This window comes from Cupriavidus sp. L7L (genome assembly GCF_004353535.1).
In the GTDB taxonomy this organism is placed as follows: Bacteria; Pseudomonadota; Gammaproteobacteria; order Burkholderiales; family Burkholderiaceae; genus Cupriavidus; species Cupriavidus oxalaticus_A.
Genome location: NZ_SMNY01000010.1, coordinates 468,284 through 494,846, shown reverse-complemented (window position 1 = coordinate 494,846; position 26,563 = coordinate 468,284). Strand labels below are relative to the sequence as shown.

The window sequence follows — 26,563 nt, the reverse complement described above, 5'->3', positions numbered from 1 at the left end:
CCCGAAATGTCAAGCGATCGTCCCGGATCGTCAAATTGCTTCATGCCGTTCGCCGATACTTCAGGCCATCGAATGACGATGAAAACAGGCCGACGGAACGCGAACCAGCAGGTTCTGCCCGGACCGCCTGCCGACAACACCCAGGAGCAACAGCATGCAATTCCTCGACGATTCCCTGCACCCCGAGAACATGGACAAGGTGGTCATCACCGTGGCGCCGTACGGTCCGGAATGGATGCCGGCAGATTTCCCGGAAGACATCCCCGTGACCATGGAAGAGCAGGTGCAGAAGGCCGTCGACTGCTATAACGCCGGCGCCACCGTGCTGCACCTGCACGTGCGCGAACTGGATGGCAAGGGTTCCAAGCGCCTGTCGAAGTTCAACGAGCTGATCGCCGGCGTGCGCGCAGCCGTGCCCGACATGATCATCCAGGTCGGCGGCTCGATCTCGTTCGCGCCGGAAGACGACGGCCAGGCCGCCAAGTGGCTGTCGGACGACACCCGCCACATGCTGGCCGAACTGGACCCGAAGCCGGACCAGGTCACCGTGGCGATCAACACCACGCAGATGAACATCATGGAGCTGCTGTACCCGGAATACACCGCGGGTACCTCGCTGTCCCATCCGGCCTACGTCGAAGCTTATCGCGAAATGACCGTGCCGGCCGGCCCGGGCTGGGTGGAAGAGCACCTGCGCCGCTTGAGCAACGCTGGCGTCCAGCCGCACTTCCAGCTGACCGGCATGCACGCCCTCGAAACCCTCGAGCGGATGGTGCGCGCCGGCAAGTACATGGGCCCGCTGAACCTGACCTGGATCGGCATCGGCGGCGGCTTCGACGGTCCCAACCCGTTCAACTTCTTCAACTTCATCCACCGCGCGCCCAACGGCTGCACGCTGACCGCCGAGTCGCTGCTGAAGAACGTGCTGCCGTTCAACATGATGGCGATGGCGATGGGCCTGCACCCGCGCTGCGGCATCGAGGACACGATCATCGACCAGCACGGCAACCGCATGACCTCGGTGCAGCAGATCGAGCAATGCGTGCGCGTGGCCAAGGAACTGGGCCGCGAGATCGCCTCGGGCAAGGAAGCGCGCGAGATCTACCGCATCGGCACCTGGTACGACAGCGCCGAGGAAACCCTTGCGGCGCACGGCATGGCGCCCAACCGCAAGCCCGGGCAGAAGAACCTGCCGGTGCGCGCCTGACGCGCATCGCCCGGCCGCGGGGCGTCCCGCCCCGGCCGGGCATCGGCGCCCCGCGCGCCTGCCCGAACCACAACACCGCTGAAGCCATGAATCCTGCCCCCGCCGTCGCCAATCCGTGCCTCAACATCTGCCGCCTGGACGTGGCCGGCAAGTATTGCCAGGGCTGCGGCAGGACCCCGCTGGAAATCGGCACCTGGGACCGGATGACCGAGGCCCGGCGCGCCGAGGTGCTGGCCGAGCTGCCCGCCCGCCAGCCCTGGCGCCGCGCGCAAGCCGCGTCCGCCCCCTGATTCCCCTCGCCCGCCGCCAGGCACGCATGCGGCGGCGGGCGCCATCAAGCTGCTGCCATGACCCACCCCACGACGCTTACGGTCGATGCCTACTTCGACCTGATCTGCCCCTGGTGCATGATCGGCAAGAAGCACCTCGAAACCGCCATTGAATGGCTCGCCCGGGAGTACCCGAAAGTTGCCGTCCGGGTCGCCTGGCACTCCTATCCGCTGATCCCGACCACGCCACCGGAGGGCAGGCCCTACCGCGAGTTCTACCTCGCGCGGCTGGGAGGCCCCGAGGCCATGGCCGCGCGCCAGGCGCAAGTCTGCGCTGCCGCGCGCGAAGCCGGCATCACGCTGGCGCTGGATCGCATCGAGACCTTTCCCAGCACGCTGCTGGCCCACCGGCTGGTCCGCCACGCCGTCAGGCAAGCCGGCCCCGAGGCCGCTTCGGCGCTGCTGGACGAGCTGTTCACGCGCTACTTCATCCGCGCCGAGAACATCGGCGATCCGCAAGTCCTGCGGCGCGCCGCGGCAGCCTGCGGCATCGCACTGCCTGACGCAGGCGCCGACGGCGACCTGCCCGATCTGGACTGGCTGCCCCCGCTGCACGACCCGGACGCCCCGCCGCTGCGCACCGGCTTCGGCGTGCCGCATGTGGTGTTCAACGGCACGCACAGCGTGTCGGGCGCCCGGCCGCCTTCGGTGCTGGTCGAAGCCATGCAGCGGGCCCTTGCGCGCGCGAAGCAGCGCGCCACGCTCGCTGCCGGCTGAAGCTCCCCCGCCGGTATTCAAACCGGCGCGCGCCCCCATCTCTTCAACCTGAGCCCATGACCATCCCGACAAGAAGGCTGGCATGGGCAAGTTTCATCTCATATCTTTAAACGGAGACAACCATGCCAACCCGCCCCACCCTGTTCCGTCCCCGCCACGCCGCGGTTGCCGCCATGCTGGCACTGGCGATGCCGGCCGCGATGGCCTGGACCAGCAAGCCCGTGCGCATGCTGGTGCCGGCGCCTGCCGGCGGCACCATGGACGTGATCGCACGCCTGCTGGCCGACCAGCTTTCGGCCGACCTCGGCACGCCCGTGGTGGTCGACAACAAGCCGGGCGCCGGCGGCGGCATCGCGATCAGCGCGATGCTGGCCGCGCCGCCCGACGGCCAGACCATCATGGTGACCGCGACCAACGTGCTGACCGAAGTGCCGCACGTGCTGAAGACCCCCTACAACACCATGAAGGACATCCGCCCGCTGGCCGCCGTGGCCCGCTCGCGGCTGCTGCTGGTGGGCTCGCCGACGCTGCCCGCCAAGGACTTCAACGGCCTGGTGAGCTACGCGCGTGCCAACCCCGGCAAGCTCAGCTTCGCTTCCTACAGCGCCGGCACCGCTTCGCACTACGCGGGCGTGATCGTGAACCAGAAGTCCGGCATGGACCTGCAGCACGTGCCGTTCGCCGGCTCGGCGCCAGCGCTGGCCCAGGTGATGGGCGGCCAGATCGCCGTGATGTACGATGGCATGGTGACGTCGCTGCCGATGATCAAGGCGGGCAAGCTGCAGCCGTACGCCGTGGCATCGAAGAACCGCTCGCCGCTGCTGCCGCAGGTGCCGACCTTCGCCGAACTGGGCTATCCCGATGTGGAGTTCAGCAACTGGGTCGGCGTGATCGCCTCCGCGCGCGTGCCGGTCGAGCTGGCGCAGAAGATCCAGACCGCGACCTACAAGGCCGCGGCGACGCCCAAGGTGCAGGAGCGGATGCAGGCGCTGAGCTATGAGCCGATGCAGCCACAGTCGCTGCAGCAGCTCGGGCAGTCGCTGCACGAAGAGTTCGAGCGCAACGGCGCGATTGTGAAGGCGTTCAATATCCAGCCTTGATCGGGCGCTTTTGTTCCACTGGTTTGCTTCCCTTTCCCATAAATGGGAGAGGGGAGTAAGCACTGCCGGCACCAGGCTTCGTCGCACCCACACGCCTCCCTCGGGAGGCGTTTCTCATGTGTGCCGAGCATGCCCAACAGCTCGGGGGTGCAAGTCCCCTATCCAACCTGATGGTGGTGAAGGATTAGCGAAGCGCAAGGGCTCCACCGTGAGGTGGGGTCTGAAGGAAGCGTGGAGCAAAGCCACGACCTGACGAACAGAAATCAGATACGAGGCCTGGTACCTGAAGTCGCACTGGGCTGGGCTACTTCGGCTTCAGTGAGTGGCCAAGCGTGCTGCGCGATCTCGAGTGCTGGCTGCGCCGGCGCTTGCGCTACTTCCTCTGGAAACAGTGGAAGGTTAGCCCGGCACGGTTCCGGAAGTTGCGGGGCCGCGGCGTGGGGCTGGACTTGGCCTCCCAAACCGTGGGCAGTCCGCACGGGCCGTGGCGCCCAAGCTGCAGTCCTGCGCTCAGCATGGCCCTGCCAAACCGGTACTTCGACGAACTGGGTCTCCCATCATTGGTGCGCAAACCGATTAACTAGACCGAACCGCCGTGTACGGACCCGTACGCACGGTGGTGTGGGAGGGGCCGGGCCGCGAGGCCTGCCCCTATCCCGATTGCCGGCGAAAGCGCGTCGCCCTTTCGCAAGCTCAACAAAAAAAAAGCGCCAGTCCCCGCCCGAGGACTGGCGCCAAGCTCCTTACCTTCCCTTTCAGGCTACGTCTTCCCGCAGCTGCTTCTTGTTGATCTTGCCCACGCTGGTCTTCGGGATCGCCTCGACGAACGTGATGCGGTCGGCTTCAGGCACCGCGTACTTGCTGATGCGCTGCGATTCGACGTGGCCCAGCAGGTGCGCGCGGACCTGTTCCGCATTCACCTCCACGCCCGGCTTGCGTACCACGAACGCCATCGGCCGCTCGCCCCACCTGGCGTCGGGGACACCGATCACCGCGCATTCCAGCACGCCTGGCACTTCGGTGATCAGATTCTCCACCTCGATCGACGACACCCACTCGCCGCCGGTCTTGATCACGTCCTTGATGCGGTCGACGATCTGCACGAAGCCGTCCTGCCCCATCACCGCGACGTCCTGCGTGTGCAGGTAGCCGCCGGCCCACAGGTCTTCCGATGCCGCCGGCTTGCCGAAGTACGCCTTGGTCAGGAACGGCGCACGCAGCACGATCTCGCCGCGGCTCTTGCCGTCGTGCGGCAGGTCCTGCATGTCTTCGCTGACGATGCGGTAGTCCACCAGCGTCACGGGGCGGCCGGTGGAGCAGCGCATGCGCACTTCTTCGGCACGGTCCTTCGGCACGCACCCGGGCGGCAGCTGCGCCAGCGACACGATCGGGCCGGTCTCCGACATGCCGTAGCCGGCGAAGATGTCGATGCCGCGATCCAGGGCCGCCTCGCACAGCGCGGGCGGCAACGCCGAGCCACCGATGATGATCTTCCAGCCCGACAGGTCCGGCTTGCCGTCGGCGGAGGCCTGCAGCAGCATCTGCAGGATGGTTGGCACGCAGTGCGAGAAAGTGACCTTCTCGGTCTCGCGCAATTTCAGCAGCTGGTCGGGCAGGTAGCGGCCCGGCAGCACCGTGCGCAGCCCGAGCATCACGGCGACATACGGGATGCCCCATGCCAGCACGTGGAACATCGGCGTGATCGGCATGTAGACATCTTCACGATGCATGCGCTGTCCTTCGCGCGGCGAGCACAGGCTCGTCGCCGACGCCAGCGTGTGCAGCACGATCTCGCGGTGGCTGTAGCAGACACCCTTCGGATCGCCGGTGGTGCCGGTGGTATAGAAGGTGGCGGCCTTGGTGTTCTCGTCGAAATCCGCGAACTCGAAGTCCGCGGGCGCATGCTCCAGCAGCGCCTCGTACTCGCCGGCGAACGGCACGCTGGACTTCGGCACGTCCTGCCCATCGGCCAGCAGCACGAAGCGCGGGTTGCCGGTGAGCTGCGGGCGGATCTGCTCGATCACCGGCAGGAAATCCGGGTGCACCAGCACGATCGCGGCGCCTGCATCGTTGAGCGTGTAGAGGATCTGCTGGGGCGACAGCCGCACATTGACGGTGAACAGCGTGGCGCCCATCATCGGTACGCCGAAATAGCATTCCAGGTAGCGGTGGCTGTCCCAGTCCATCACGGCCACGGTGCTGCCGTGGCGGATGTCCAGCGCAGCCAGCGCAGACGCCAGCTTGCCGATGCGGCGGCGGAAATCGCGGAAGGTGTAGCGCATTTCGCCGCGGTAGCTGATCTCCTGGTCGCCATAGAGGCTCAGGGCATTGGTCAGCAGCTGCTTGACCAGCAGCGGATAGGCGTAGGCCGACTTGGCCGGCGTGATCAGGTTGTCTTGCATATTCATTCGCTCGAATCCAGGGTTCAGTACGGCCTGGTGCCGATGATGCCGGCCCGCTCCATCTTGCGGTGGCACGGCGGATAATCCATCACAGCATAGTGCTGCGTCGCGGTGTTGTCCCAGATCGCCACGCTGTCGGGCGCCCAGCGCCAGCGCACCTGGTACTCGGGGATGTACGCCTGGCTTACCAGGTAGCGCAGCAGGTCGGCGGCGCCCGGGTTGGCGTCCTGCCCGAAGCGCACGCGCGCGGCGGTGTGGTAGTTGGTGAAGTGCGTGGTAAAGGCGTTGACGTAAAGCACCTTCTCGCCGGTGTCCGGGTGCGTGCGCACCACCGGATGCTCGGCATCGGGATACTGCGCCTTCAGCGCCAGGCGCTTCTCGACCGGCATGGCGGCGCCGAAGCTCGCTTCGATGCTATGGCGCGCGCGCAGGTCGGCGATCTGCGTCTTGATGTGCTCGGGCAGCCGTTCGTAAGCCAGCGCCATGTTCGCCCACATGGTGTCGCCGCCAACCGGCGGGCATTCCAAGCAGCGCAGCACCGCGCCGAACTGCGGCGCCTCGCGCCATGTGGTGTCGGAGTGCCAGGCGTTCTCGTAGCGGTCGTTGGGCTGGTCGGGCGTCTTGTAGATGCGCACCAGGCCGGGGTGTTCCGGGTCGCTGCCGGCCACCGGATGGTCTTCCAGTTCGCCGAAGCGGCTGGCGAAGGCGACATGCTCGGCCCGGCTGAACTTCTGGTCGCGCAGGAACAGCACGCGGTGCTGCAGCAGCAACGCGCGGATCTCGGCGAACAGGCCGTCGTCGCGCACGGCATCGGCCAGGTTGACGCCGCTCAGTTCGGCGCCCAGCGCGCAGGTGAGTTGTTGGACTCGCATGGCTTTTGGCTCCTCAGATGACAAAGATCGACGAACCGGTGGTCTTGCGCGACTCCAGGTCGATATGCGCCTGCACCGCGTCTTCGAGCGCGTAGCGCTGGTTGATCTCGATCCGGATGCGGCCGGAGCCGACATGATCGAACAGTTCCCCGGCCAGTTGCGCCTTCTCGGCCGGATCGAAGATGTAGTCGGCCAGCGCCGGACGGGTCAGGAACAGCGAGCCCTTCATCGCCAGCAGCACCGGGTCGAACGGCGGGATCGGGCCGGAGGCCGTGCCGACGCAGACCATGGTGCCGCGGCGGCGCAGCGAATCCAGCGAAGACGTGAAGGTGCTCTTGCCGACGCTGTCGAACACCACCGACACGCCGACGCCGTCGGTCAGTTCGCGCACGCGCTTGGCCACGTCTTCATGGCTGTAGTTGATGATGTGGTCGCAGCCATGGGCACGCGCCACTTCGGCCTTGGCCTCGCTCGACACCGTGCCGATCACGGTCAGGCCCAGCAGCTTGGCCCACTGCGAAACGATCAGGCCCACGCCGCCGGCTGCCGCGTGCAGCAGGATGGTTTCGCCCGGCTGGAACGCATGGATGCGGCGCATCAGGTACGCCGAAGTCAGGCCGCGCATGGTCATCGCCGCCGCGGTCTCGAAGCCGATGGTGTCGGGCAGGCGGATCAGCGGCGCCGCCGGCACCAGGCGCTCGGTGCTGTAGGCGCCCAGCGTGTTGATAAAGCCGGTATACGTGACGCGATCGCCCACGGCGACGTTGGTCACGCCCGGGCCGATGGCCTGCACCACGCCCGAGGCTTCCACGCCCATGCCGGACGGCAGCGGCACCGGGTAGGTGCCGTTGCGGAAATAGGTGTCGGCGTAGTTCAGGCCCACCGCCACGTGGCGGATGCGCACCTGTCCCGCGCCGGGCTCTCCCACCGCCGCGTCTTCGTAACGCAACACTTCGGGGCCGCCAGTCTCATACATGCGGACGATCTTTGCCATGCAGTTGTCTCCTTGGAACGTTGCGGCACCGATGTGTGCCGCGCATGCTGCCAATGTAGGTCGCCGCGGCCGCGGCAGCTTTGCAATAGGCTCCAGCGGCTTTGCATTTCATGCCAAGCCCGCCTATCATGCCGCTGCAAAGACAATGCGGCGGCCTTCCCCAAGGCCAGCCGCCATAAGCGGGAGACAACCTTGGACACCCTGGTACGTGCAGCAGCACTGACCAATTTCTTTGAAGTGGCCGGCGCGCTTGGCCTCAATACGCAGCCTTTGCTGCGCACCGCCAGGCTTAGCCGGGCGCTGCTGGCCGATCCGGACCAGCGCATCCCGGTGGGCGCCTGCGCCACGCTGCTGGAAGCCGCGGCCAGGGCGGCGGACTGCCCCACCTTCGGCCTGCGCATGGCGGAATCCCGGCAGCTATCGGACTTTGGCGTGATGAGCCTGCTGATCAGCCAGCAGCCAACGCTGCGCGCCGCGCTCGCCACGATCATCCGCTACCGGCACCTGGTCAACGAATCGGTGTCGATCCTGCTGGAAGAGGCCGGCGGCGCGGTCATCATCCGCCAGGAAATCGTGCTCGACCAGCCTTCGCGCCAGGGCACCGAGCTGGCGCTGGGGGTGGTGTTCCGGCTGTGCCGCGCCTTGCTCGGCTCGCACTGGCGCCCGCTCAGCATCAACTTTACGCACCCGGCGCCCGACGACCTGCGCGTGCACCGGCGCCTGTTCGGCTGCCCGCTCGAGTTCGACAGCGAATTCAACGGCATCGTGTGCCGGGCAGCCGACCTCGACGCGCCCAACCCGACCGGCGATCCGGCGATGGCGCGCTATGCCGAGCGCTTTGTCGACACGCTGCCGCGCATCAACTCGCCCAGCATCGGCCGCGATGTGCGCAATGCCGTCTACCTGATGCTGCCGATGGGCCGCGCCACCTGCGAAGCCGTGGCGCAGGGACTGGGACTGAGCCTGCGCACCATGCAGCGCCAGCTCGACGAAGCCGGCGAAACCTTCACCGATATCCTCAACGAAGTGCGGCGCGAACTGGCGCTGCGCTATGTGGAGAACCCGCAATACGCCATGCTGCGTGTGGCGGAGCTGCTGGGATACAGCTCGGCCAGCACGTTCACGCGCTGGTTCTCGCTCCAGTTCGGCGAGCCGCCGCTGGCATGGCGCCGGCGGCACGCAAACGGCAACACCAGCGGCAACGCAAGCGCTGCCGGTGCCGGTGCCGGTGCCGGTGCCGGTGCCGGTGCCGGTGCCGGTGCCGAGGCCACGCAACGATGAGCCCTTCGCACACCATCGGCTTGCATTTCGCGACAATCGGATAACGCGATGTCTTACTACCTGCGCAGCGCCAGCCTGACCAACTACGTTGAAGTGGCACGTGCCGTCGGCCTCGATCCGCACCAGCAGATGCGTGCGGCCAAGATCAGCCGCGACGTGCTGCTCGATCCCGATATCCGCATCCCTGCCGCGCTGGTGGGACGGCTGCTTGACGCGTCGGCACGCGCCGCGCAGGTGGACGACTTCGGCCTGCGCATGGCGGAGCTGCGCCAGTTCTCCAACCTGGGGCCATTGGCCTTCGTGGTGCGCGAGCAGCCCACGCTGCGCCGCGCGCTGGAGTCCATGGTGCGATACATGGGCCTGCAGAACGAATCGCTGGCGATGCGCCTGGAGGAATCCGAAGGACTGGTCATCATCCGGCTCCAGGTCCTGAGCGAGGAGTCCGGCGTGCTGCGCCAGGCCACCGACCTGGCCGTGGGCGTGATGTTCCGCATGCTGAGCCTGTTCCTGGGGACTTCGTGGCGCCCGCGCAGCATCTGCTTCACGCACCCCGCACCCGCCAGCGTGGCGACCTGCATGCGCGTGTTCGGCATCGACCCACTGTTCAACCAGGACTTCGACGGCATCGTCTGCGCCGCCGCCGACCTGGAGGCCCCGCTGCCGTCCTACGACCCCGCGATGGCAGGCCAGGTCAAGCGCTACCTCGGCAGCCTGCTGGCCCAGGCCAACGCCACCGCGCCGGACAAGGTGCGCAAGCTGGTCTACGTGCTGCTGCCCACCGGCATGTGCTCGGTCGACCGGGTGGCGCAGCACCTGGGGGTGGACCGGCGCACCATCCACCGCCGCCTGGCGCGCGACCGGACCAGCTATTCCGAGATCCTGAACCAGGTGCGTGCGGGGCTGGTGGTCGGCTATATCGAGAACCCCGACAGGCCGCTGTCGGAGGTGGCCACGCTGCTGGGATTTACTTCACTGAGCACGTTTTCGCGCTGGTTCAGCGGCGAGTTCGGCTGCAGCGTGTCGAAGTGGCGGTCGCAGCAGGCGCAGCAAGCGCAGCACGCGTAGGCTCGAGGCGCGCCGGGATCAGGTTCCGCGCCGGGCCGCCTCGATTTTTGCGATATCGATTTTCCGCATCGTCATCATCGCTTCGAAGGCGCGCTTGGCCGCCGCGGGATCGGAATCGAATACCGCCGCGGTCAGCGCGCGCGGCGTGATCTGCCACGACAATCCCCACCGGTCCTTGCACCAGCCGCATTCGCTTTCCTGCCCGCCGTTGCCGACGATGGCATTCCACAGGCGGTCGGTTTCGGCCTGGTCGTCCGTCGCGATCTGGAAGGAAAACGCCTCGCTGTGCTTGAAATGCGGGCCGCCGTTGAGGCCGAGGCAGGGAATGCCGGCAACGGTGAACTCGACCGTCAGGACATCGCCTTGCTTGCCGTCGGGATAATCGCCGGGGGCGCGATGGACGGCCTTGACGGCGCTGTCGGGGAAGGTCTCGGCATAGAAGTTCGCGGCATCCAGCGCGTCGCGGTCGTACCACAAACAGATCGTATTCTTGCTCGGCATGTTGTGTCTCCTTGGAAAGGTGAGCACGGGGCATCCGTGGTCGTCGAACACTCAACACTCAAGAGCGCCGGCCGGGCACGGTGTGCCGGTCGTCCGCCTCAGGCGTCGATATTAGACCTATCTCCCCGTATCCCCAATATGCCGTGAACGCCATAAGCAGGCGCTAGCGTGCCTGCACCGCCTCGCGCTTCACGCTCTGCGGATTGATCTGGCTGGCATCGAGGCGGCGGAACACCAGTCCCGACAGCACGGTAACCAGGCCCATGCTGAGGAAGGCGAGCCGGTAGGCCGGCGCCGCCACGCCCAGCTTGACCGAGAACAGGCTGACGAGCCCGCCGCCGATCGTCACGCCCAGTCCGATCGCCAGCATCCGGCGGGCTCCACTGTCACAGGAGTCCTCATGCCCAACGCACTAGAGATGCGCGACTGCGCGCGTCATATCCATCTCCCCCGCTCAGGATGCTGGCCGGGGTGCCCTCTTCCTCCATAGCCTCCTACCAGGCTGGCGCCCTGGCCGCACACCGCTACCTGCTTGATACGCAGCGGTTGCTACCGGAACGCGCGGCCGGCACCGTCCCGCTCCTCGATCTGTTCGCGCACGGCGAGGACTACCTCTCCCATCCTTCCCCAGCCTTTCGCGTCGCGGGAGGGATTACCGCCGGCACACAGGATGGCAAGAGCAACAGCGGCCTGACCTCCGGCAAGAACACCGGCGGCATCAACCTGATGATTCCGCAGCATGAGAGCGGCAGTCAGGACGGCGTGGCGCACAGCGCCATTGCGGATGGCACCATCACCATCCGTGACACGGCCAATCAGAAGCAGGACCTGGCGGACCTCAAGCGTGACACCGCTGCCACCAACACCACGGTAGGCAAGAATCCCGACCTGAAGAACGTGCTCGACAAGCAGTCGGACATGATGGCTGCGGCGCAGGCGGCGGGCGAGGCGGTTGCTAAGACCGTTGGGCAGGTTGCCAACGCCAAGCAGGAGGCAGCTCAGGATCGCTACAAGGCAGCTGCGGAAGCGTATCAGCAGGACCCGAGCGCCGAGAACCAGGCGGCCATGCAGCGGCGCAGTCCGATATTGACGGCTGGAAGGAAGGCGGCAAGTATCGCGCCGCTCTCCACAGTGCCGGCGGTGCGCTGGTGGCCGGCTTGGGCGGCGGCAATACCATCGCAGGCGCTGCGGGTGCAGGCGCGGCTTCACTCGCCGGCGGTAAGCTGAACGAACTAGCCAATGGCGTGAATAGCTCAGTCAATACAGGGAATAGTGATCTTGACCAAACGATTGGCAACCTTGCAGCCAATATCGTTGCAGGCGGCATTGGCGCAGTTCTAGGCGGCGGGTCTGGTGCGGCTACGGCGTCAAACACGGATCGCTTCAACCGCCAACTCGGCAGTAACGAACGAGCCTTGGCGATCAAGCTGGCAAAAGACAGCGGCGGGAAGTACACGACAGAGCAAATCGAGAACGCAATGGAATAGCAATGGCACCACGAAGCCCGCGCCAGCTTCAACGCCTACGTATTCCTCAGCCAATCCATATGCTCCTGATGGCAATGCCTGCATATCCTCTGATTGCATTCCCCAAGGAAGGCCAAACAGTGGCTCAGATTATTTAACAATTCAGGGAAATTTCTATATCGTATCCGGTGGAGCCGCGATTAATCTACACAACGGAGATACATTCGGTCAGTGGGCAGTTGGCCGTGGCTATCCCTACAGTGCTTTCAAACCCGGCCTTACGGTGACATTCGGCAACATCATTGGCGGCACAGGGGCAGCGGATACTTCAAACTTCCTTCAAGGCGACGGTGGCTCGGCATCTGCCTATTTTCCTTTGCCCGCCGCCCCAATTATTGGAGTAGGAGGCGGATTGAATCATAGTTATGGAGGGAAAACCTCGGTGGAATATGGAATTAGTGTCCCCCGGGGTGCGGGAGGATCACCATTGGGATATGGCTTCCCTGCGCAATAGGAGAAAGATATGTTTGGGCCAGGAATGACCGAAGAGCGTTACAAGAAGCTCTCCCGCAAATGGAAAATTGCCTATTGGTGTGCAATCGCGGTGGGCTTTGGGCTGATCGCATATATTTGGATCTTTAAATTACGGATACTTTGAAGCATTGCAGAATGGCAAATGCTATGGCGCAGCAGTTAGACGACCATCCGCTTAAATCGCGCTGGCCGCCGCGGATGTCGGCTTCACCATCCTGTCGCAGGCTGCCGTGCAGGAGGAATGGCGCGCCGGGCAGGTGTCATGCGCACGCATCGTGCAGCCGGCCATGAGCCGCCAGGTGTGGATCTGCCGGTCGGCGACGATGCCGGTCACGCTCGCCGCAAGCACGGTGTGGACGCAGTTGCTGGAGATTACCGCCGGGCTGGTCGACGGCGGTGTGTGGCCAGCGCGTTCGGTCCGCAGGCCCGGTTCCTGATCCTGCCCCTTTCGGGGCATGGTTGCGCGGCACATTTCTCATTGTGAAAGCGTCGCTTATTGATCATTGCGGGGATCCATGACCGTCGCCTATCCTGTCCTAACCGGCACGGCGAATCTGTGCGGTACAAGACATAGCCGGACAAGAATTAACAATAACAAGGACAAGGGGAATCTCCCCAAATACGGGCTGATGTGAGAAGCATGCGCCGTCCGCGCGCTCGGCCTGACTGGAATCATGGGGTGAAACCATCGCACGCGGTGCAGTACCGGCCGTGAGCGGGATTCTCCGTTGACAAAACATGGCCGATGCATTCCTGTTCAGCAAACCCTTCACGTTTCTCGCCTGTCCCGGCATGCCGGAAGTCAGGTCCGGCGTCGATGCACTGGAATCGCTGCCCGGACATATGTTCTGGCTCGAGAACGAGGACTTCATCCGCAGCGTCCACGTGCCGGACTTCCTCGCACAGAGCCGCGCCGCCCTCGAGGCGGTGATGCCCGGCGGGGCCGCGCTGGTTGACGCGAAGGCCGACGAGATCCGGCGCAGCACGCATCTCATCTCCGCCCTGCAGCGCCTCGGCCCCGAAGCGGCCGCTGCCGCGCACTCGTACTGCTACTGGCGCTATTCCGCCGACGTACTCGGGCGCTCGCAAGGGATTCCGCGCAGCGCGATCGAGCGCCAGTTCGACCGCGCGGTCGCGCCGCGCGACGGTGCGCACAAGCTGGAATGGATCTGCCCTTGCTGCGATGGCCAGGCGCACTACCAGGTCGACGGACTGCTCGCGTCGCAACGCGCGGCACGGCAGGGAGGGTTTTCGGTGGAATGCCCGCATTGCGGGCATCGGGAGCGCCTGTATGCCGGCTTCCTGCACGCCGGCCGGCTGGAGTGTCAGTGCAGCATCTGCACCGGCTTCATCCAGACGCTGGCAGGCCAGCTTGCCAGGCCCGCTCGCAAGCTGGCGGGCGGACTGGAAGCGTTTGCCTGGAAGCATGCCGTCGACACCATCGCGGAGATCCACGAACTGAAGGAGGCAGCCTTGCAGCGGCTGGCACGCGGCGACACGCCCTCGGACAACGCGATGGCGTTCGCGCATGCCGTGCAGGCGGATGCCGAACGCCCCCTGCCGGACATCCTCTGCCAGATCGATCCCACGCTCGAAGGCCGGCTCGACAAGAACCCCCGGGTGTGGGCGCTGCTGTGCGAGCTGCTGCAGGAAGGCGTACTCGACTGCGAGTGCACGATCTACGACCAGGACAAGTGCCAGCAGGTCGCGCTGGAGCTTGCGTTGCTCGACGACGACCCGGCAGCGGCCAACCCCGCGGCCCATGATCAGCTCACTACGCTGCTCAAGGGCTACGAGCCATCCAAGCGCGACACTTTCATCAGCTGGCTGCAGGCTCTCAAGCGCTTGCGGCTGTGCGTGGCGCGTTTCAATGTCGCCGTCGACGTGGCCTGGCGGCCCAGCGTGGAGCATTGCCGCATCCTGACCGCGCGGCAACCGGATGGCCCGGGCGCGGCTGGCCCCCATGCCAGCGGGCTGCCACGCTGGCAGCCCGCGCCGCGCCTGCGGCGACCGGACCGGCCGGTCTATCTCGACGCCGAGCTGGAAGCGGTGCAGCTGTTGAAGGCGCTCGGGTATATCGTGTTCAGTCCGGAGGATATCCGCTCGCAGCAGGACAACATGGAAGACATCTCGTAACGCGTTTTCCTGCTGAACCACGATCCCTGGCAACGCCTCTTGCGATGGACGGCTTTGGGCACTAATCCTATGAAGGACGCGTCCCCAAGGAGGCCCCATGGCGCAGTGCACAAAGTGCGGATGCGATAACACCGCGGGTGCCAACTTTTGCCAGCAGTGCGGCAGCGCCCTCGTCCGCCAGTGCCGCAGTTGCGGCCAAGCCCTGGCGCCGGCGGCGCGCTTCTGCAGTGCATGCGGCGAGCCTTGTGGGGAACTGGCACCCGCCGCGTCCACCGCGCCGGTCTCGCCCGTGTCCCCGGTGTCCCCGGTGTCCTATACGCCACCCCACCTCGCCGAGCGCATCCGCAGCGAGCAGGCGGCGCTGGAAGCCCGCGGCGAGCCCGCCGGCGAGCGCAAGACCATCACCGTGCTGTTTGCGGACATGGCCGGCTCGACCGCGCTGATCCACGACCTGGATCCAGAGGACGCCCACCGGCTGATCACGCCGGTGATCGACCTGATGATGGAGGCGGTGCACTACTACGAGGGCTACGTTGCCAAGTCATTGGGCGACGGCATCCTGGCGCTGTTCGGCGCACCGATCGCGCACGAGGACCACCCCCAGCGTGCGCTCTACGCCGCGCTGCGCATGCAGAAGGCAATGCAGCGCCACAGCGACAGGCTCAGGCTGGAGCAAGGCATCTCGCTGCAGATCCGGGTCGGCATCCACACCGGCGAAGTGGTGGTGCGCTCGATCCGCAAGGACGATCTGCACACGGACTACGATCCGGTCGGCCACACCATCCACATCGCGTCGCGGATGGAAACCATGGCGGCGCTCTCGTCGATCTTCGTCAGCGAATCCACGCAGCGGCTTGCCGAAGGGTATTTCGCCTTCAAGCCGCTGGGCGTTGCGCAGGTCAAGGGCATTCCCATGCCGCTGGCCGTCTACGAGCTGACCGGCATCGGGCCGCTGCGTACACGCTTGCAGGTGTCGGCGCATCGGGGCCTGGCGTGCTTCGTCGGGCGCGGCCTGGAGCTGGAGACGTTGCACCAGGCACTGCAGCGATCCGCGGCGGGTCAGGGGCAGATCGTTGCGGTGGTCGGCGAGGCCGGAGTCGGCAAATCGCGGCTGTTCCATGAATTCAAGGCGCGTTCGCCGGGCAGCTGCCTGAAGCTGGAGACGTTCTCGGTGTCCCACGGCAAGGCCTTTGCCTACCTCCCGCTGATCGAGCTGGTGAAGAACTATTTCCAGATCGAGGCTCACGACGACGAACGGAAGGCCCGCGAAAAGGTGGCGGGCCGCGTGGTGATGCTCGACCGGGGACTGGAAGACGTGCTGCCATACCTGTTGCACCTGCTGGGCATCAGCGAGCCGGGCTCGGCGTTGCCGAACATGGATCCGCTGATCCGGCGCCAGCGCACCTTCGAGGCGATCACCACCCTGCTGGCGCGCGAGAGCCGCAACCAGCCGCTGGTGCTGCTGTTCGAGGACCTGCAATGGCTGGACAGCGAGACCGAAGCCTTCCTGGATGTACTCGTCGACCGCCTTGCCAACGCCAGGATCCTGCTGCTGCTGAACTACCGGCCCGAGTACCAGCATGGCTGGAGCCATCTTGACTGCTACACGCCGCTGCGGCTAGACCCGCTGGGCCTGGCGGAAGCCGGGCAACTGCTCACCGCGCTCCTCGGCGACGATCCGGCGCTGGCGGACCTCAAGCGCCTGATCCTGGCAAAGACCGAAGGCAATCCCTTCTTCATGGAAGAAGTGGTGCAAACCTTGTGCGAGGAAAAGGCGCTGCTTGGCGAGCCCGGCCACTACCGCATCGAGAAGACGCCCACGGCGCTCCATATCCCGACCACGGTACAGGGCGTGCTTGCCGCCCGCATCGACCGGCTGTCCCGTGCCGAGAAGGACTTGCTGCAAACCCTCGCCGTGATCGGGAAAGAGTTTACGCTCAGCCTGATCCAGCGGGTGGTCGCGCAACCCGATGAGCAGTTGCGCCCGCTGCTCGCCCAGCTGCAGGCGGGGGAATTTATCTACGAGCGGCCGGCCTTTCCCGACACCGAATACACCTTCAAGCATGCGCTGACCCAGGAAGTGGCCGGCAACAGCCTGCTGACGGAGCAGCGCACCGCGCTGCACCAGCGCACCGCCCAGGCGATCGAGGCCCTGTTCCAGAACCAGCTGAAGGACCACTACGGCGAACTGGCGCGGCATTACAGCCTCAGCGGCAACGACCCGAAGGCGGTGGAATACCTGCAGTACACGGGACAGCAGGCCATCCAGCGCTCGGCCTACCACGAGGCGATCAGCCACCTGAATGCCGCCCTGGAATTGCTCGGCCGCCAGCCGGACACCCCGGAACGCGCACACCAGGAGCTCGCGCTGCGGCTGGCCATCGGGCCGGCACTGATCGCCGCCCGGGGCTTTGCCGCCGCCGAGGTCGAGGCCACCTACAGCCGCGCGCTGGCCTTGTGCGGCCAGGGCGGCGACACGCTACAGCTGTTCCCGACGCTGGTCGGGCTGCGTACCTATTTCTCGCTGCGGGCGGAGCATGCGAAGGCTTACCGGCTGGGCAAGCAACTGCTGCGGCTGGCCGGGCGAACCAACGATCCGGAGCTGTCGGGAGAAGCGCATGTCGCGCTTGGGATGAGCGCGTATTACCTGGGCAGGTTCGGCATCGCGCATACCCATCTGCGCGCTGCCCTCGCGCTCTATGGCGCAGGACCGCATCTCACCCACCTGAATGTCCATGGCGTGGATCCCGAAGTGCGCGCCCTGTCGGCGTCAGCACTCGTGCTCTGGACGCTTGGCTATCCGGACCAGGCCCTCCAGTGCGCGCAGGACGGGCTTGCGCTGGCGCGGCAGATATCCCATCCCTTCAGTTTGGCGCATGCCCTGTGCCAGGCCGCGGAACTGCACCAGTTCCGCCGCGAGCCCCAACTCACGCAGGAATACGCCGATGCCGCCATCACGCTGTCGACCGAGCAGGGTTTCCCGCTGTGGCGCGCGTGGACCACCATCCTTCGCGGTTGGGCGCTAACGGAACAGGGGCAGCAGCAGGCAGGCATCGCGCTGATGCATGAAGGGCTGGACGCCTATCATGCGACCGGTGCGGTCCTGGGGAATTCGCACTTCCACTGCCTGCTGGCACACGCCTACGGACGCCAGGGACAATGGCAGGCGGGGCTGGACGCGCTTGCCGTGGCGAAGGACGCGGTGGACCAGACCGGGGAGCACTATTGCGACGCGGAATGGCACCGTCTGAACGGCGAGCTGGTACGGCAACGGTCGGCTGCCGAGGGGCGGCCTGAAGGCGACACCGAAGCGCAAGCGTGTTTCGACAAGGCGATGGAAGTGGCTCGCCACCAGCATGCCAGGTCGCTGGAATTGCGGGCCGCGCTGGACCTGGCGCAGCTATGGCGGCAGCAAGGCAAGGAGCAAGCGGCCATCCAGTTGCTGGCGGGCATCCGGGCCGGGCTGACGGAAGGCTTCGACAGCGCGGACATGCAGGCCGTGTCCGCCCGTTGATGCCATGCCAGCGTCCGGGCCGCGGCAACAGGCAGGCGCCGCGACCTTCACGATCCTGTTCGGCGCCTTCGACCGCCACAACTTCGGCGACCTGCTGCTCGCGCATGTGGTGCGGCGCATGATCGGCCAGCACCGCACCAGTGACAAACTCTATTTCGGAGGTCTTGCCGGGCGCGACCTGAGGCGCCATGGCGGCCACCGGGTCCGCGCGCTGGCGCATCTGTCCGCCACCGTGGGCGACGCCGCCGTCGAGGTCATCCACGTGGGCGGCGAAATCCTGACGTGCTCGCCGTGGGAAGCCGCCGTGATGCTGCTGCCGCCTGACGAGGCCGGCGCAGTGGTAGCGCGGCTCGATAGCCATCCGCGCGAGCGCACGGCGTGGGCGCGGCGGCAACTGGGCGTGCCGGACCTTGCTCCCTACCTGTTGCCTGCCACTTTGTTTGCCAACGTCAGGCGCGTCATTGTCCACGCCGCCGGTGGCATTGACCTGGGATCGGTCGAGTCCGGCATGCGGGCCGAAGTGGTGGCCAAGCTCGGCGCCGCCACCAGTGTCGGCGTCAGGGACCGGCAAACCCGGGCCGTGCTTGCCGCGAACGGCATCGATTGCCGCCTGGAGCCGGATCCGGCGGTGCTGGTGGCTGAACTGTTCGGCGATCGCATCCGCCGGCGCGCCGGCCATGGCGAATGCGCCCGCATCGGGTCGGGTTTCCCGGGCGGATACCTGGCGGTGCAGTGCAGCGCCGATTTTGGCGACGACGAAACCCTGGCACAGCTGGCCTCCCAACTCGAGCGCGTCGCCCGGGACAGGCACCTGGGCGTGGTGCTGTTCCGCGCCGGCGCCGCGCCATGGCATGACGACCTGGCTTGCTACCAACGCCTTGCCGCACGGCTGCGCAGCGCGCACGTCGCGCTCTTTGGCTCGCTCGACCTGTGGGACATCTGCGCGTTGGTCGCGCACAGCCAGGGCTTCATCGGCAGCAGCCTGCACGGCGGCATCGTCGCAGGCGCCTTTGCCTTGCCGAGGCTGGGCCTGCTGCGGCCCGGGCAACCGCCCGAAGCCAGCAAGCAGGTTGCGTTCGCCTCGGCCTGGGGCGCGGCCGGCGCGCCGGCGGCCGTACCCGTAGAGAAACTTGCGGCGAGCATGGACCAGGCGTTGGCAATCGGGCTTGCACAGCGCAGCGCGCTGGCCCGCGAATGGGCCGCCGCGTGCCGTGCCGCGTTCAAGCTGGTTCAGGACGGCTAGCACCGGTGGCTCAACGCAAAACGGCGCGACAGGGCAACTGCCCCGTCGCGCCGTCGATCCCTTGCGGGCAGGAGACTCAGTGCCCGGCGCTCTGGCCGCCGTCGACATGCAGGATCTCGCCCGTCACGAACGGCGCGCGGTCAAGGTACAGCACGGCGTCGACGATATCGCGCATCTCGCCCATATGCCCCACCGGATGCAGCGCGCCCAGCGCCTCATGCGTTTCCTTCGGGTGCATCGGCGACTTGATGATGCCGGGCGACACCGCGTTGGCGCGGATGCCGGTCTTCGCATACTCGATCGCCAGCGATTTCGTCGCCGCGCTCAGCCCGCCCTTGGTCAGCGAGGCCAGCACCGACGGCACGCCGCTGATGGCATGGTCGACCAGGCTGGTGGTGATGCTGACCACATGGCCGCTGCGCTGCTTCTCCATTGCGGCAATGGCCAGCTGCGTGATATGGAAGAAGCCCGTCAGGTTGATACCCGTGACAGTGGCATAGTCCTCGTCGGTATAGCTGGTGAACGGCTTGGCGACGAAGATGCCGGCATTGTTGACCAGCGTATCGATGCGGCCGAACTTCGCCACGGCTTCGGCGATGACGCGGCGCGCCGTTGCGGGGTCGGCGATATCGCCGGGAACGGCCAGGATGTCCGCGTCGTCCGACGGCTTGATGCTGCGCGCGGTGGCGACCACGCGATGGCCGCGCTCGCGGAATGCCTTGACCAGTTCCGCGCCGATGCCCTGCGATGCGCCGGTGATGACGACAACCTTCTGTGCTGCACTCATTTTCTTACCTCGATGTCAGTTGATTCGGCCTTCGGGTCCTTCAGGTCCTTCGGGCCGATCGGGCCGACGGCTCCGATGGGCTCAAATCTAGGAGAACCGTCCCGTGGTTCGAAGACCTCGGCGGAACAAACAGTTATGCACGCGCGGAACAAATGGCGCAGGAAGCACCGTTGCCAAGGCGGCGAAACGTCGACTCCCGGCCGCTTTTCCGCCCGCTAGACGGCCGCCATCGACTTCTGGCAAAGGCCCACATATGATGGGAACACCGCTTCCCGCCACCCGATGCACCGCCTGATCCGACCCGATGAAAAGGCAATTCGATGACCTCCAGCTCGGCAGCATCGAGCTGTTCTGCCTGGCCGCCGAACTGGGCAGCTTCACCGCCGCCGCGGTCGCGGCCGGCGTGACGCCGCCTGCAGTCAGCCGCACCGTGCAGCGGCTGGAAGAACGGCTGGGGGTACGCCTGTTCGTGCGCACCACGCGGCAGATCCGCCTGACCGACGAAGGCCGGCTGTATTTCGAGCAAAGCCGGGGCGCGCTGGCGCAGCTATTGGATGCGGAGCGGCAGGTCAGCGGCCAGCGCGCAGCGCCCGCGGGCCGCTTGCGGATCAGCCTGCCGACGCCCTATGCCCACTACCGCGTGCTGCCGGTCCTGCCGGCGTTCCGGGCGCAGTACCCGGAAGTCGAGGTCGACGTGCATATCAGCAACCGCAACGTCGATTTCGCGGACGACACCTATGACCTGTCGGTGCGCGGCCGCGCGCCGGACGACTCGAACCTGATTGCGCGCAAGCTGGAGGATGCCGAGCTGGTGGTCGTGGCAACGCCCGCCTACCTGCAGCGCGCCGGCACGCCCCGGTCACTGGAAGACCTGCTCAGGCATGAATGCATCCAGTTCGAACGCCCCAGCAGCGGCCGGCGCATTCCCTGGACCTTCCGCGTCAATGGCGAAGACACCGATATCGTCACCACCGGCGGCTATGCGGCGACCGAAGACATCCTCGGCGGGGCCACGCTGGTCCGCGCCGGAGCGGGCCTGTTCCAGACCTATCGCTTCGTGGTGGAACAGGACCTGCGCGACGGCACGCTGGTGGAAGTCTTGCGGGAATTCAGCGGCAGCACGCGGCCGTTCGTGCTGCTCTACCCGTCGGCGCGGCACGTGACGCGCCGCGTGCGCGTCTTCGTCGACTTCCTGGTGGAGAAGTTTTCCGCGTAAATCTCCACGCGGAGCGCTCACGCAGGCTTGAGCTGCGCAATCACCACGAGGATCACCGCTGCATTGGCGGGCTGCTGGAAATGCGCGGAAATGGTCCGTGCATGGCCGGCCTTGTCTCCCAGCACATCGCGGAACAGGTCCGAAGCCCCGTCGAGGACCGCGGGCTGGTCAAACCAGCCCGGCGCGCTGGCAATGTGGCCGTCGACGCGAACGATATGGTCCAGGCGCTCGAAGCCACCCAGGGAGGCATCGATCTGCGCCAGCACGTTGAGCGCCGCGAGTTCGGCGGCCAGCTTGCCCTGCCCGACCGTCAGGTCCTTGCCGACCTGGCCTTGCCAGGCCACCTTGCCGTCCTGCAATGGCAACTGGCCGGAGATGAAGAGCAGGTCTCCCGCCTGGCTGACGGCGGTATAGCTGCCCAGTGGTTGCGGGGGCCGCGGCAGCGCCAGTCCGCGCGCCGAAAGTCGTTCATGTACGGACATCATGTATTCCAGTCTGGTCGGGTGTGCTGTGAATCGGGAGTGCCGTGCGGCTGGCCTGAATGGCGGCAGCGCAGTCTTCGGCCTTCTCCTGTCAGGCTCACTTTAGGTGCGCATTGACCGGGAATACAGGCACCGGCGGGAACAGGAATAGAAACGCCATGGAACAAATCCGCGTGCCCGTCGGGGGCCGCTTCGCGAACGAAGGGCCCGGACGGGTCCGGCGGTCAATACCTGCCAATGTCTAATCGTTCGCAGGTTCCCCCTTGGACTTCAGCAGCACATGCCGCCCTTCGCTGACGGTCCCGTTCTTGCCAACGGCGTAGAGCACGTAGTCGCCGGCAATCGCCAGCCCTGGCAGCGGCGGCGCGGTGACCTCCAGCTTGCCGTCGTTGTGAAGCCGCACCGGCAGCTTCACGTACCGGTTTCCCCAGGTCCAGTTGTGCGTGATCGGACCGGTACGAACCAGCGCCACCGACTCGACCTCAGTACCGGAGACGTCGAGCTTGAAGCTGTTGCCGTAGTGGATGCTGTTGGGACTTTGGGTGATGACCGGCTTCGCGCCCTTGAAGAAATACGGCGGCTTGTAGAACTCGATGACCGGTACGGCGGCGTCACGCTGCGCCTGCGTCTGCGGCGATCCCGGTATCAGGTTGACCCGGTTGCCGCCCATCACCCATACACCGCCATTTGGCATCAGCAGCGCAGTGGAATGGTCATGCCGGGGCACCGGCGAAGTGGCCACGTCGGTCCTGCTGCCGTCGGCCGGATTGTACAGCTGGTAGACCAGGCTGTTGACGTCGCCCTCGGCACCACCAACGACCAGCAGCTTCCCGTCCGGCAGCACGACCACATTGTTCTGGGAGACCGGCTGGGCCAGGTTGCTAAGGGACGTCCATTTTGGCGTCGCGCTGGAGAAGTTGATGGTTTCCGCAACCGCCGATCCCGGTGTGTTGCCGCCATTCGATCCGCCGAACAGGAACACGTTTTGCGACCACGTGCCATCCGCGTTGATCGTTACCATGATGGCCCCGGCACCACTGTCGTGGGCATTCTGCGCGGTATCGACATATTGCCAATGGTTTTGCGCCGGCGTGGCGATCAGCGGATCGGCCAGCGCTGCCTGGACATCGAACAGGTAGGTCTTGCCGCTGTAGAAGAACGGGTCATATCCGCGGATGTTGAGGCCGCCCGTTTCCCCGGGCAGGGGCGGCACGACTTCGGATGTCACCGCGACCTTCCAGTCCTTCTCGCCAGGGCCGGTCTGGACCACAAAGGCGCGCGGATACATTGGCAACAGCTTGCGCGCGCTCTCCAGCGCCACCGTCGTGTCCGTCTTGGGGTCGTACACCTCGGGTACCGCCTGCCGTACCTTGGTGGCGCTCGCGTTGCCCGCCCCCACGCTGGTATCCTGGTCCGAGCCGGACAGCACCAGGATCTTCCCGTCGGGCAGGGTCACGGCGGTGGGGTACCACCGCTGGTACTTCAGGTCCGAGGGGAGCGGCGGGTCGGTGTTGTTCTCATCGAGGGGATTGCAATGCGACAAGGTGCCGGTCGGATCCGATTCAAAGCCTGACCTGACGCAGGGCGTGGGCCTGAATACCCATTGCTCGGTCTTGGGGTCGAATATATTGACCTTCCTGCCGCCATTGTTGCCGCCCTTGTCATGCAACCCGACTACATAGATGCGGCCATCGATGCCAGCCACGTGGCCAGTGCAGAACAGGTTATATCCCAGTCCCCTGGAAAAGCCTGCGTCCGAAAAGAACGGATCGGTATGGCTGATGTCCGCGCTGGTCAGGTCGGCGATAGCCGTCTTGGTGAATATGCCGGTATCGATCAGGGACTGCAGTCCACAGACATCCACGATCTGGGTGTTTTCACGTTCGAGGTCGGAGCTGTAGCGCGACCAGCCGCTTTCGTCGAGTTGTCCGAGCCCGAAACCGCCCTGTACCAGATCGATGTACTTCTGGTTGAATCCCGGGAAGCCAGCACCCTGCACCGGCGGATTCAGATAGTGCTTCGGCTTGTACTCAGATGGCCGCATCCAGATCAGCATTTTCGGACATTCCGCGTACTTCTTATTCCATATCAGCGAGGTGTGGATGAAATCCTTGTGCACGGGAATCAGACCGCTGTTTACCCCACATACCGTCGCACCCGCGGCAGGGCATGCCTCCACCGCCGCAGCGGTACCGGCCGGCGCGGCGATAAGCCAGAACGAGCATGTGCCTGTCAGCGCCAGTGACAGGGCCTTACGACGATTTGCCATACGACCACCTTTGAAGCCATCAATGCAGGAAACAGCCGGGAGGACTGCAGCCAGCAGTGCCCCCAGCCCTTGAAAAGCTGTTTCAACCAAGGTACTGGTGGCGCCCTCCTTCTCTGATTTCCGTGGCGCATTTGGCTATGCCCTGGACATGCGGTGCACCCGCAGCGTCGCAAGACAGGGAAGCGCGCGGGACGACATCCCTGGTCTCGGCTGCGCCCTCCAATACTGCCTTCGGGCGGTAGCTTCACTGCCAACTTGAGCGCGTGCCGGCATCGCCGGCCCACGCCCGGCATCTCCCCGGAATAGCGAATTGATTCAAATGGCTAAGCGAGATCGGTGCCAACCGGGCTAGCGTCTTGATTCTGTTCGGAAATTTTGCGGCGGAAGAATTGCCGGCCAGTGCAAACCGGACAGATCGTTTCAGAGAGGAGACAACTACGTCGGGGCTCGTATGTCTCTAGCGGGGCAATGAGCCGTCAACCTCTTGCAGTTTGTGCCGCGAGGTAAAACTCGAAATTGCCGCCAGTGGCCGCGCACACGGCGCCCCCCGTCGTGATCCACCGTGCTCTCGCATCGAAACTTCGGCCCTGCCCGCGGTTCTAATTTTTATATGCTGAGCAAATTGTCTGCCAATCGGCGCACCATCTGGTTCTGGTCTGCAGTCGGCACCGTGGCGGCGCTGGTCGCCCTGGCCGTGCTGTCCCCGCCCGTCAAGGGCTTTGCCGACCAGGCCATCGCCTGGGCCCAGGCAACGATGGAACAGCATCCCGGGGCTGGCGCGCTGGTTTTCTTCCTGTTCTCCGCCGTATCTGCCATGCTCGCTTTCGCCTCGAGCGTGGTCCTGGTGCCGCCGGCCAGCGCCGTGTTTGGCAAGCCCCTCACCGTTCTTCTGCTCTGGGGCGGCTGGGTGCTGGGCGCGGTTGCCGCCTACGGCATCGGCCGTCTCGCCTATCCGTTGCTTGCCCGCAGCGGTTATGCGGACAAGCTGGCGAAGTACCAGGACTACGTATCGAAGCGCATCAGATTCTGGGCGGTGCTGCTGTTCTGCATCGCGGTGCCGTCCGAAATTCCCGGCTATCTTTTTGGCACGATGCGCTACCCCTTCGCGAAGTTCCTGGCCGCCATCGCCATCGCCGAAGCGGGCTATGCGATTGGCATCGTCGTCGCGGGCGAGAGCCTGGCGATCGACCGGCCCCTGCCCTTCTTCATCGCCGCCGGCATCCTGGCGGTCGTGGCGGTGCTGGCGGGACTGGCGCTGCGTACGGCCAGGAAGCACAAGGCTGGCGGCCTGCGTCGGCGCTGAGGCGGGCGTCGGCTCAGATCAGGTCGTTGCGGGCAGTCCCCGGGTGAATATAGGATTACCGGCACAAAAGACATACGCTGACGAGCCGATTCCCTGATCCACACACGGAGACAAGCCTTGACCACGAAATATCGATTCGCCTTGGGCCTGCTGGCCACGGCAAGCCTGATTGCCGCTACGCCGGCCTCGGCACAAGGGCAGTGGCCGAACAAACCCATCCGCTTTGTCGTGCCTTTCGCCGCTGGCGGCGCCAATGACCTGATGGCGCGCGCCGCGGCCGAGGGCGCTTCCAAGGAGCTGGGGCAGACCGTACTGGTCGAGAACCGCCCGGGCGCCGGTGGCACCGTCGGCGCGGACGTGGTGGCCAAGAGCAAGCCCGATGGCTACACCTTCCTGATCAGCGCCGCCGGTGTCATTTCCAACAGCATGATCAAGAAGTCGATGCCGTTCAAGGACGACGACCTGGTGCCGGTCGCCATGATCGGCCTCGCGCCGTCGGTGATCGTCGTGCCGAAGAACGCGCCCTACAAGGACTTGCGCGACTTTGTCGAGGCCTCGAAGAAAGGCACCGGCTTCAACTTCGCCACCGCGGGAACCGGCAGCACGCCCCACTTTGTCGCCGAGATCCTGAACGTAAAGTACGGCGCGAAGCTGCAGCCGGTGCCGTACAAGAGCGGGTCGGAGAGCACCACGGCAGTGCTGGGCGGCCAGGTTGAGGGCACCTCCGAGGCCAGCATCATCGCGCTGCCGCACATCCTGCACGAAGGCAAGTTCAAGGCGCTGGCCACGACCTGGACGCAGCGCATCTCGGCCTACCCGCAGCTCTCCACCGCGGTCGAGCAGGGTTTTCCGGATTTGCAGATCGCCCACTGGGCCGGTGTCCACGCGCCCAAGGGCACGCCCAACGCCATTCTCGACAAGGTCGCCGCGGCGGTCGACAAGGCCATGAAAGATCCCGACGCCTCCGCCAAGCTGAAGGCCGTCGGCATCGAGCCGGTCGGCGGCACGCGTGCGGATTTCGTGAAGTTCGTCAATGCGGAACGGAAGCGGCTGGGCGAGATCGTCAAGGCGGCCAGGATGCAGGAGAAGTGAAGGGCAGCGCAGGCCCGTCGCAATGGCCTGCGCTGTCAGGCATCCTGCGATGA

General features: G+C 65.7%; 25 protein-coding genes. 16 read left to right on the top strand and 9 right to left on the bottom strand.

The window, feature by feature from the left end; all coding sequences use genetic code 11:
- Positions 1 to 154: 154 nt before the first annotated feature.
- From E1J61_RS13945 to E1J61_RS13925, 5 genes are all read left to right on the top strand, one after another.
- Positions 155 to 1,207 (top strand): 3-keto-5-aminohexanoate cleavage protein, encoded by a 1,053-nt coding sequence (locus E1J61_RS13945; protein WP_133094623.1) that lies wholly within the window; start codon positions 155 to 157, stop codon positions 1,205 to 1,207.
- An 86-nt stretch (positions 1,208 to 1,293) separates the two neighbouring features.
- Positions 1,294 to 1,497: a DUF1289 domain-containing protein gene (locus E1J61_RS13940; RefSeq protein WP_133094622.1), complete on the top strand. Its 204-nt coding sequence runs from the start codon at positions 1,294 to 1,296 to the stop codon at positions 1,495 to 1,497.
- A gap of 57 nt (positions 1,498 to 1,554) precedes the next feature.
- Positions 1,555 to 2,253 (top strand): DsbA family oxidoreductase, encoded by a 699-nt coding sequence (locus E1J61_RS13935; protein ID WP_133094621.1) that lies wholly within the window; start codon positions 1,555 to 1,557, stop codon positions 2,251 to 2,253.
- 122 nt (positions 2,254 to 2,375) lie between these two features.
- Entirely contained in the window at positions 2,376 to 3,353 is a 978-nt protein-coding gene (locus E1J61_RS13930; protein ID WP_133094620.1) for a tripartite tricarboxylate transporter substrate binding protein, read from the top strand.
- Positions 3,354 to 3,652: 299 nt separating this feature from the next.
- Entirely contained in the window at positions 3,653 to 3,937 is a 285-nt protein-coding gene (locus E1J61_RS13925; RefSeq protein WP_133094752.1) for a group II intron maturase-specific domain-containing protein, read from the top strand.
- Between the two features lie 171 nt (positions 3,938 to 4,108).
- On the opposite strand, the gene E1J61_RS13920 is transcribed toward E1J61_RS13925, so the two are convergent.
- From E1J61_RS13920 to E1J61_RS13910, 3 genes are read right to left on the bottom strand one after another with little or no spacing between them, the layout of a single operon-like run.
- Positions 4,109 to 5,755, bottom strand: a complete 1,647-nt coding sequence (locus tag E1J61_RS13920; protein WP_133094751.1) for a fatty acid--CoA ligase — start codon at positions 5,753 to 5,755, stop codon at positions 4,109 to 4,111.
- Between the two features lie 23 nt (positions 5,756 to 5,778).
- Positions 5,779 to 6,627 (bottom strand): TauD/TfdA family dioxygenase, encoded by an 849-nt coding sequence (locus E1J61_RS13915; RefSeq protein ID WP_133094619.1) that lies wholly within the window; start codon positions 6,625 to 6,627, stop codon positions 5,779 to 5,781.
- A 13-nt stretch (positions 6,628 to 6,640) separates the two neighbouring features.
- Positions 6,641 to 7,621, bottom strand: coding sequence for a quinone oxidoreductase (locus tag E1J61_RS13910; RefSeq protein ID WP_133094618.1), 981 nt, complete (start codon positions 7,619 to 7,621; stop codon positions 6,641 to 6,643).
- A 192-nt stretch (positions 7,622 to 7,813) separates the two neighbouring features.
- On the opposite strand from E1J61_RS13910, the gene E1J61_RS13905 reads away from it, so the two are divergent.
- On the top strand, positions 7,814 to 8,902 hold the full coding sequence (locus E1J61_RS13905; protein WP_133094617.1) for an AraC family transcriptional regulator: 1,089 nt from the start codon (positions 7,814 to 7,816) through the stop codon (positions 8,900 to 8,902).
- A 48-nt stretch (positions 8,903 to 8,950) separates the two neighbouring features.
- A complete protein-coding gene (locus E1J61_RS13900; RefSeq protein WP_133094616.1) occupies positions 8,951 to 9,967 on the top strand; it encodes an AraC family transcriptional regulator in 1,017 nt (338 codons plus the stop codon).
- Between the two features lie 18 nt (positions 9,968 to 9,985).
- Here E1J61_RS13900 and E1J61_RS13895 read toward each other — a convergent pair whose 3' ends face one another.
- Both E1J61_RS13895 and E1J61_RS13890 read right to left on the bottom strand, forming a co-directional pair.
- Positions 9,986 to 10,468 carry a VOC family protein gene (locus E1J61_RS13895; RefSeq protein ID WP_133094750.1) on the bottom strand — a complete coding sequence of 161 codons (483 nt, stop codon included), beginning with the start codon at positions 10,466 to 10,468 and terminating at the stop codon, positions 9,986 to 9,988.
- Between the two features lie 163 nt (positions 10,469 to 10,631).
- Positions 10,632 to 10,838, bottom strand: a complete 207-nt coding sequence (locus E1J61_RS13890; protein WP_133094615.1) for a hypothetical protein — start codon at positions 10,836 to 10,838, stop codon at positions 10,632 to 10,634.
- Between the two features lie 101 nt (positions 10,839 to 10,939).
- On the opposite strand from E1J61_RS13890, the gene E1J61_RS13885 reads away from it, so the two are divergent.
- Genes E1J61_RS13885 through E1J61_RS38825 form a run of 3 tightly spaced genes read left to right on the top strand, consistent with a single transcriptional unit; the run spans position 10,940 to position 12,448 of the window.
- Positions 10,940 to 11,695 carry a hypothetical protein gene (locus tag E1J61_RS13885; RefSeq protein ID WP_207951209.1) on the top strand — a complete coding sequence of 252 codons (756 nt, stop codon included), beginning with the start codon at positions 10,940 to 10,942 and terminating at the stop codon, positions 11,693 to 11,695.
- A gap of 17 nt (positions 11,696 to 11,712) precedes the next feature.
- Positions 11,713 to 11,955 carry a hypothetical protein gene (locus tag E1J61_RS38225; RefSeq protein WP_243736859.1) on the top strand — a complete coding sequence of 81 codons (243 nt, stop codon included), beginning with the start codon at positions 11,713 to 11,715 and terminating at the stop codon, positions 11,953 to 11,955.
- Positions 11,846 to 12,448 carry a polymorphic toxin type 22 domain-containing protein gene (locus E1J61_RS38825; RefSeq protein ID WP_371704076.1) on the top strand — a complete coding sequence of 201 codons (603 nt, stop codon included), beginning with the start codon at positions 11,846 to 11,848 and terminating at the stop codon, positions 12,446 to 12,448. The genes E1J61_RS38225 and E1J61_RS38825 overlap by 110 nt, the downstream gene beginning before the upstream one ends.
- A gap of 195 nt (positions 12,449 to 12,643) precedes the next feature.
- On the opposite strand, the gene E1J61_RS38820 is transcribed toward E1J61_RS38825, so the two are convergent.
- Positions 12,644 to 12,802, bottom strand: a complete 159-nt coding sequence (locus E1J61_RS38820; RefSeq protein ID WP_371703993.1) for a hypothetical protein — start codon at positions 12,800 to 12,802, stop codon at positions 12,644 to 12,646.
- Positions 12,803 to 13,206: 404 nt separating this feature from the next.
- Between E1J61_RS38820 and E1J61_RS13870 the strand changes: the two genes are divergently transcribed.
- The 3 genes from E1J61_RS13870 (at position 13,207) to E1J61_RS13860 (ending at position 19,361) form a co-directional block, all read left to right on the top strand.
- Positions 13,207 to 14,604: a hypothetical protein gene (locus tag E1J61_RS13870; protein ID WP_133094614.1), complete on the top strand. Its 1,398-nt coding sequence runs from the start codon at positions 13,207 to 13,209 to the stop codon at positions 14,602 to 14,604.
- Positions 14,605 to 14,701: 97 nt separating this feature from the next.
- Positions 14,702 to 18,118, top strand: coding sequence for an adenylate/guanylate cyclase domain-containing protein (locus tag E1J61_RS13865; RefSeq protein ID WP_133094613.1), 3,417 nt, complete (start codon positions 14,702 to 14,704; stop codon positions 18,116 to 18,118).
- Between the two features lie 4 nt (positions 18,119 to 18,122).
- A complete protein-coding gene (locus E1J61_RS13860) occupies positions 18,123 to 19,361 on the top strand; it encodes a polysaccharide pyruvyl transferase family protein (RefSeq protein WP_133094612.1) in 1,239 nt (412 codons plus the stop codon).
- 76 nt (positions 19,362 to 19,437) lie between these two features.
- On the opposite strand, the gene E1J61_RS13855 is transcribed toward E1J61_RS13860, so the two are convergent.
- Positions 19,438 to 20,148: an SDR family NAD(P)-dependent oxidoreductase gene (locus E1J61_RS13855; protein WP_133094611.1), complete on the bottom strand. Its 711-nt coding sequence runs from the start codon at positions 20,146 to 20,148 to the stop codon at positions 19,438 to 19,440.
- Between the two features lie 304 nt (positions 20,149 to 20,452).
- Between E1J61_RS13855 and E1J61_RS13850 the strand changes: the two genes are divergently transcribed.
- Complete coding sequence (locus E1J61_RS13850) at positions 20,453 to 21,364, top strand: LysR family transcriptional regulator (RefSeq protein ID WP_133094610.1); 912 nt, start codon at positions 20,453 to 20,455, stop codon at positions 21,362 to 21,364.
- A 17-nt stretch (positions 21,365 to 21,381) separates the two neighbouring features.
- Here E1J61_RS13850 and E1J61_RS13845 read toward each other — a convergent pair whose 3' ends face one another.
- Together E1J61_RS13845 and E1J61_RS13840 are read right to left on the bottom strand one after the other, a co-directional pair.
- A complete protein-coding gene (locus tag E1J61_RS13845) occupies positions 21,382 to 21,846 on the bottom strand; it encodes a RidA family protein (protein WP_133094747.1) in 465 nt (154 codons plus the stop codon).
- Between the two features lie 241 nt (positions 21,847 to 22,087).
- Positions 22,088 to 24,115, bottom strand: a complete 2,028-nt coding sequence (locus tag E1J61_RS13840; protein ID WP_133094609.1) for a kelch motif-containing protein — start codon at positions 24,113 to 24,115, stop codon at positions 22,088 to 22,090.
- 670 nt (positions 24,116 to 24,785) lie between these two features.
- On the opposite strand from E1J61_RS13840, the gene E1J61_RS13835 reads away from it, so the two are divergent.
- Together E1J61_RS13835 and E1J61_RS13830 are read left to right on the top strand one after the other, a co-directional pair.
- Positions 24,786 to 25,418 carry a TVP38/TMEM64 family protein gene (locus E1J61_RS13835; protein WP_243736857.1) on the top strand — a complete coding sequence of 211 codons (633 nt, stop codon included), beginning with the start codon at positions 24,786 to 24,788 and terminating at the stop codon, positions 25,416 to 25,418.
- Positions 25,419 to 25,559: 141 nt separating this feature from the next.
- Positions 25,560 to 26,510, top strand: coding sequence for a tripartite tricarboxylate transporter substrate binding protein (locus E1J61_RS13830; RefSeq protein ID WP_243736868.1), 951 nt, complete (start codon positions 25,560 to 25,562; stop codon positions 26,508 to 26,510).
- Positions 26,511 to 26,563: the final 53 nt, after the last annotated feature.

Coding starts and splice junctions, on each gene's coding strand:
- E1J61_RS13945 (WP_133094623.1), top strand. CDS start 155: ATGCAATTCCTCGACGATTCCCTGCACCCCGAGAACATGGACAAGGTG.
- E1J61_RS13940 (WP_133094622.1), top strand. CDS start 1,294: ATGAATCCTGCCCCCGCCGTCGCCAATCCGTGCCTCAACATCTGCCGC.
- E1J61_RS13935 (WP_133094621.1), top strand. CDS start 1,555: ATGACCCACCCCACGACGCTTACGGTCGATGCCTACTTCGACCTGATC.
- E1J61_RS13930 (WP_133094620.1), top strand. CDS start 2,376: ATGCCAACCCGCCCCACCCTGTTCCGTCCCCGCCACGCCGCGGTTGCC.
- E1J61_RS13920 (WP_133094751.1), bottom strand. CDS start 5,755: ATGCAAGACAACCTGATCACGCCGGCCAAGTCGGCCTACGCCTATCCG.
- E1J61_RS13915 (WP_133094619.1), bottom strand. CDS start 6,627: ATGCGAGTCCAACAACTCACCTGCGCGCTGGGCGCCGAACTGAGCGGC.
- E1J61_RS13910 (WP_133094618.1), bottom strand. CDS start 7,621: ATGGCAAAGATCGTCCGCATGTATGAGACTGGCGGCCCCGAAGTGTTG.
- E1J61_RS13900 (WP_133094616.1), top strand. CDS start 8,951: ATGTCTTACTACCTGCGCAGCGCCAGCCTGACCAACTACGTTGAAGTG.
- E1J61_RS13895 (WP_133094750.1), bottom strand. CDS start 10,468: ATGCCGAGCAAGAATACGATCTGTTTGTGGTACGACCGCGACGCGCTG.
- E1J61_RS13890 (WP_133094615.1), bottom strand. CDS start 10,838: ATGCTGGCGATCGGACTGGGCGTGACGATCGGCGGCGGGCTCGTCAGC.
- E1J61_RS13870 (WP_133094614.1), top strand. CDS start 13,207: ATGGCCGATGCATTCCTGTTCAGCAAACCCTTCACGTTTCTCGCCTGT.
- E1J61_RS13865 (WP_133094613.1), top strand. CDS start 14,702: ATGGCGCAGTGCACAAAGTGCGGATGCGATAACACCGCGGGTGCCAAC.
- E1J61_RS13860 (WP_133094612.1), top strand. CDS start 18,123: ATGCCAGCGTCCGGGCCGCGGCAACAGGCAGGCGCCGCGACCTTCACG.
- E1J61_RS13855 (WP_133094611.1), bottom strand. CDS start 20,148: ATGAGTGCAGCACAGAAGGTTGTCGTCATCACCGGCGCATCGCAGGGC.
- E1J61_RS13850 (WP_133094610.1), top strand. CDS start 20,453: ATGAAAAGGCAATTCGATGACCTCCAGCTCGGCAGCATCGAGCTGTTC.
- E1J61_RS13845 (WP_133094747.1), bottom strand. CDS start 21,846: ATGTCCGTACATGAACGACTTTCGGCGCGCGGACTGGCGCTGCCGCGG.
- E1J61_RS13840 (WP_133094609.1), bottom strand. CDS start 24,115: ATGGCAAATCGTCGTAAGGCCCTGTCACTGGCGCTGACAGGCACATGC.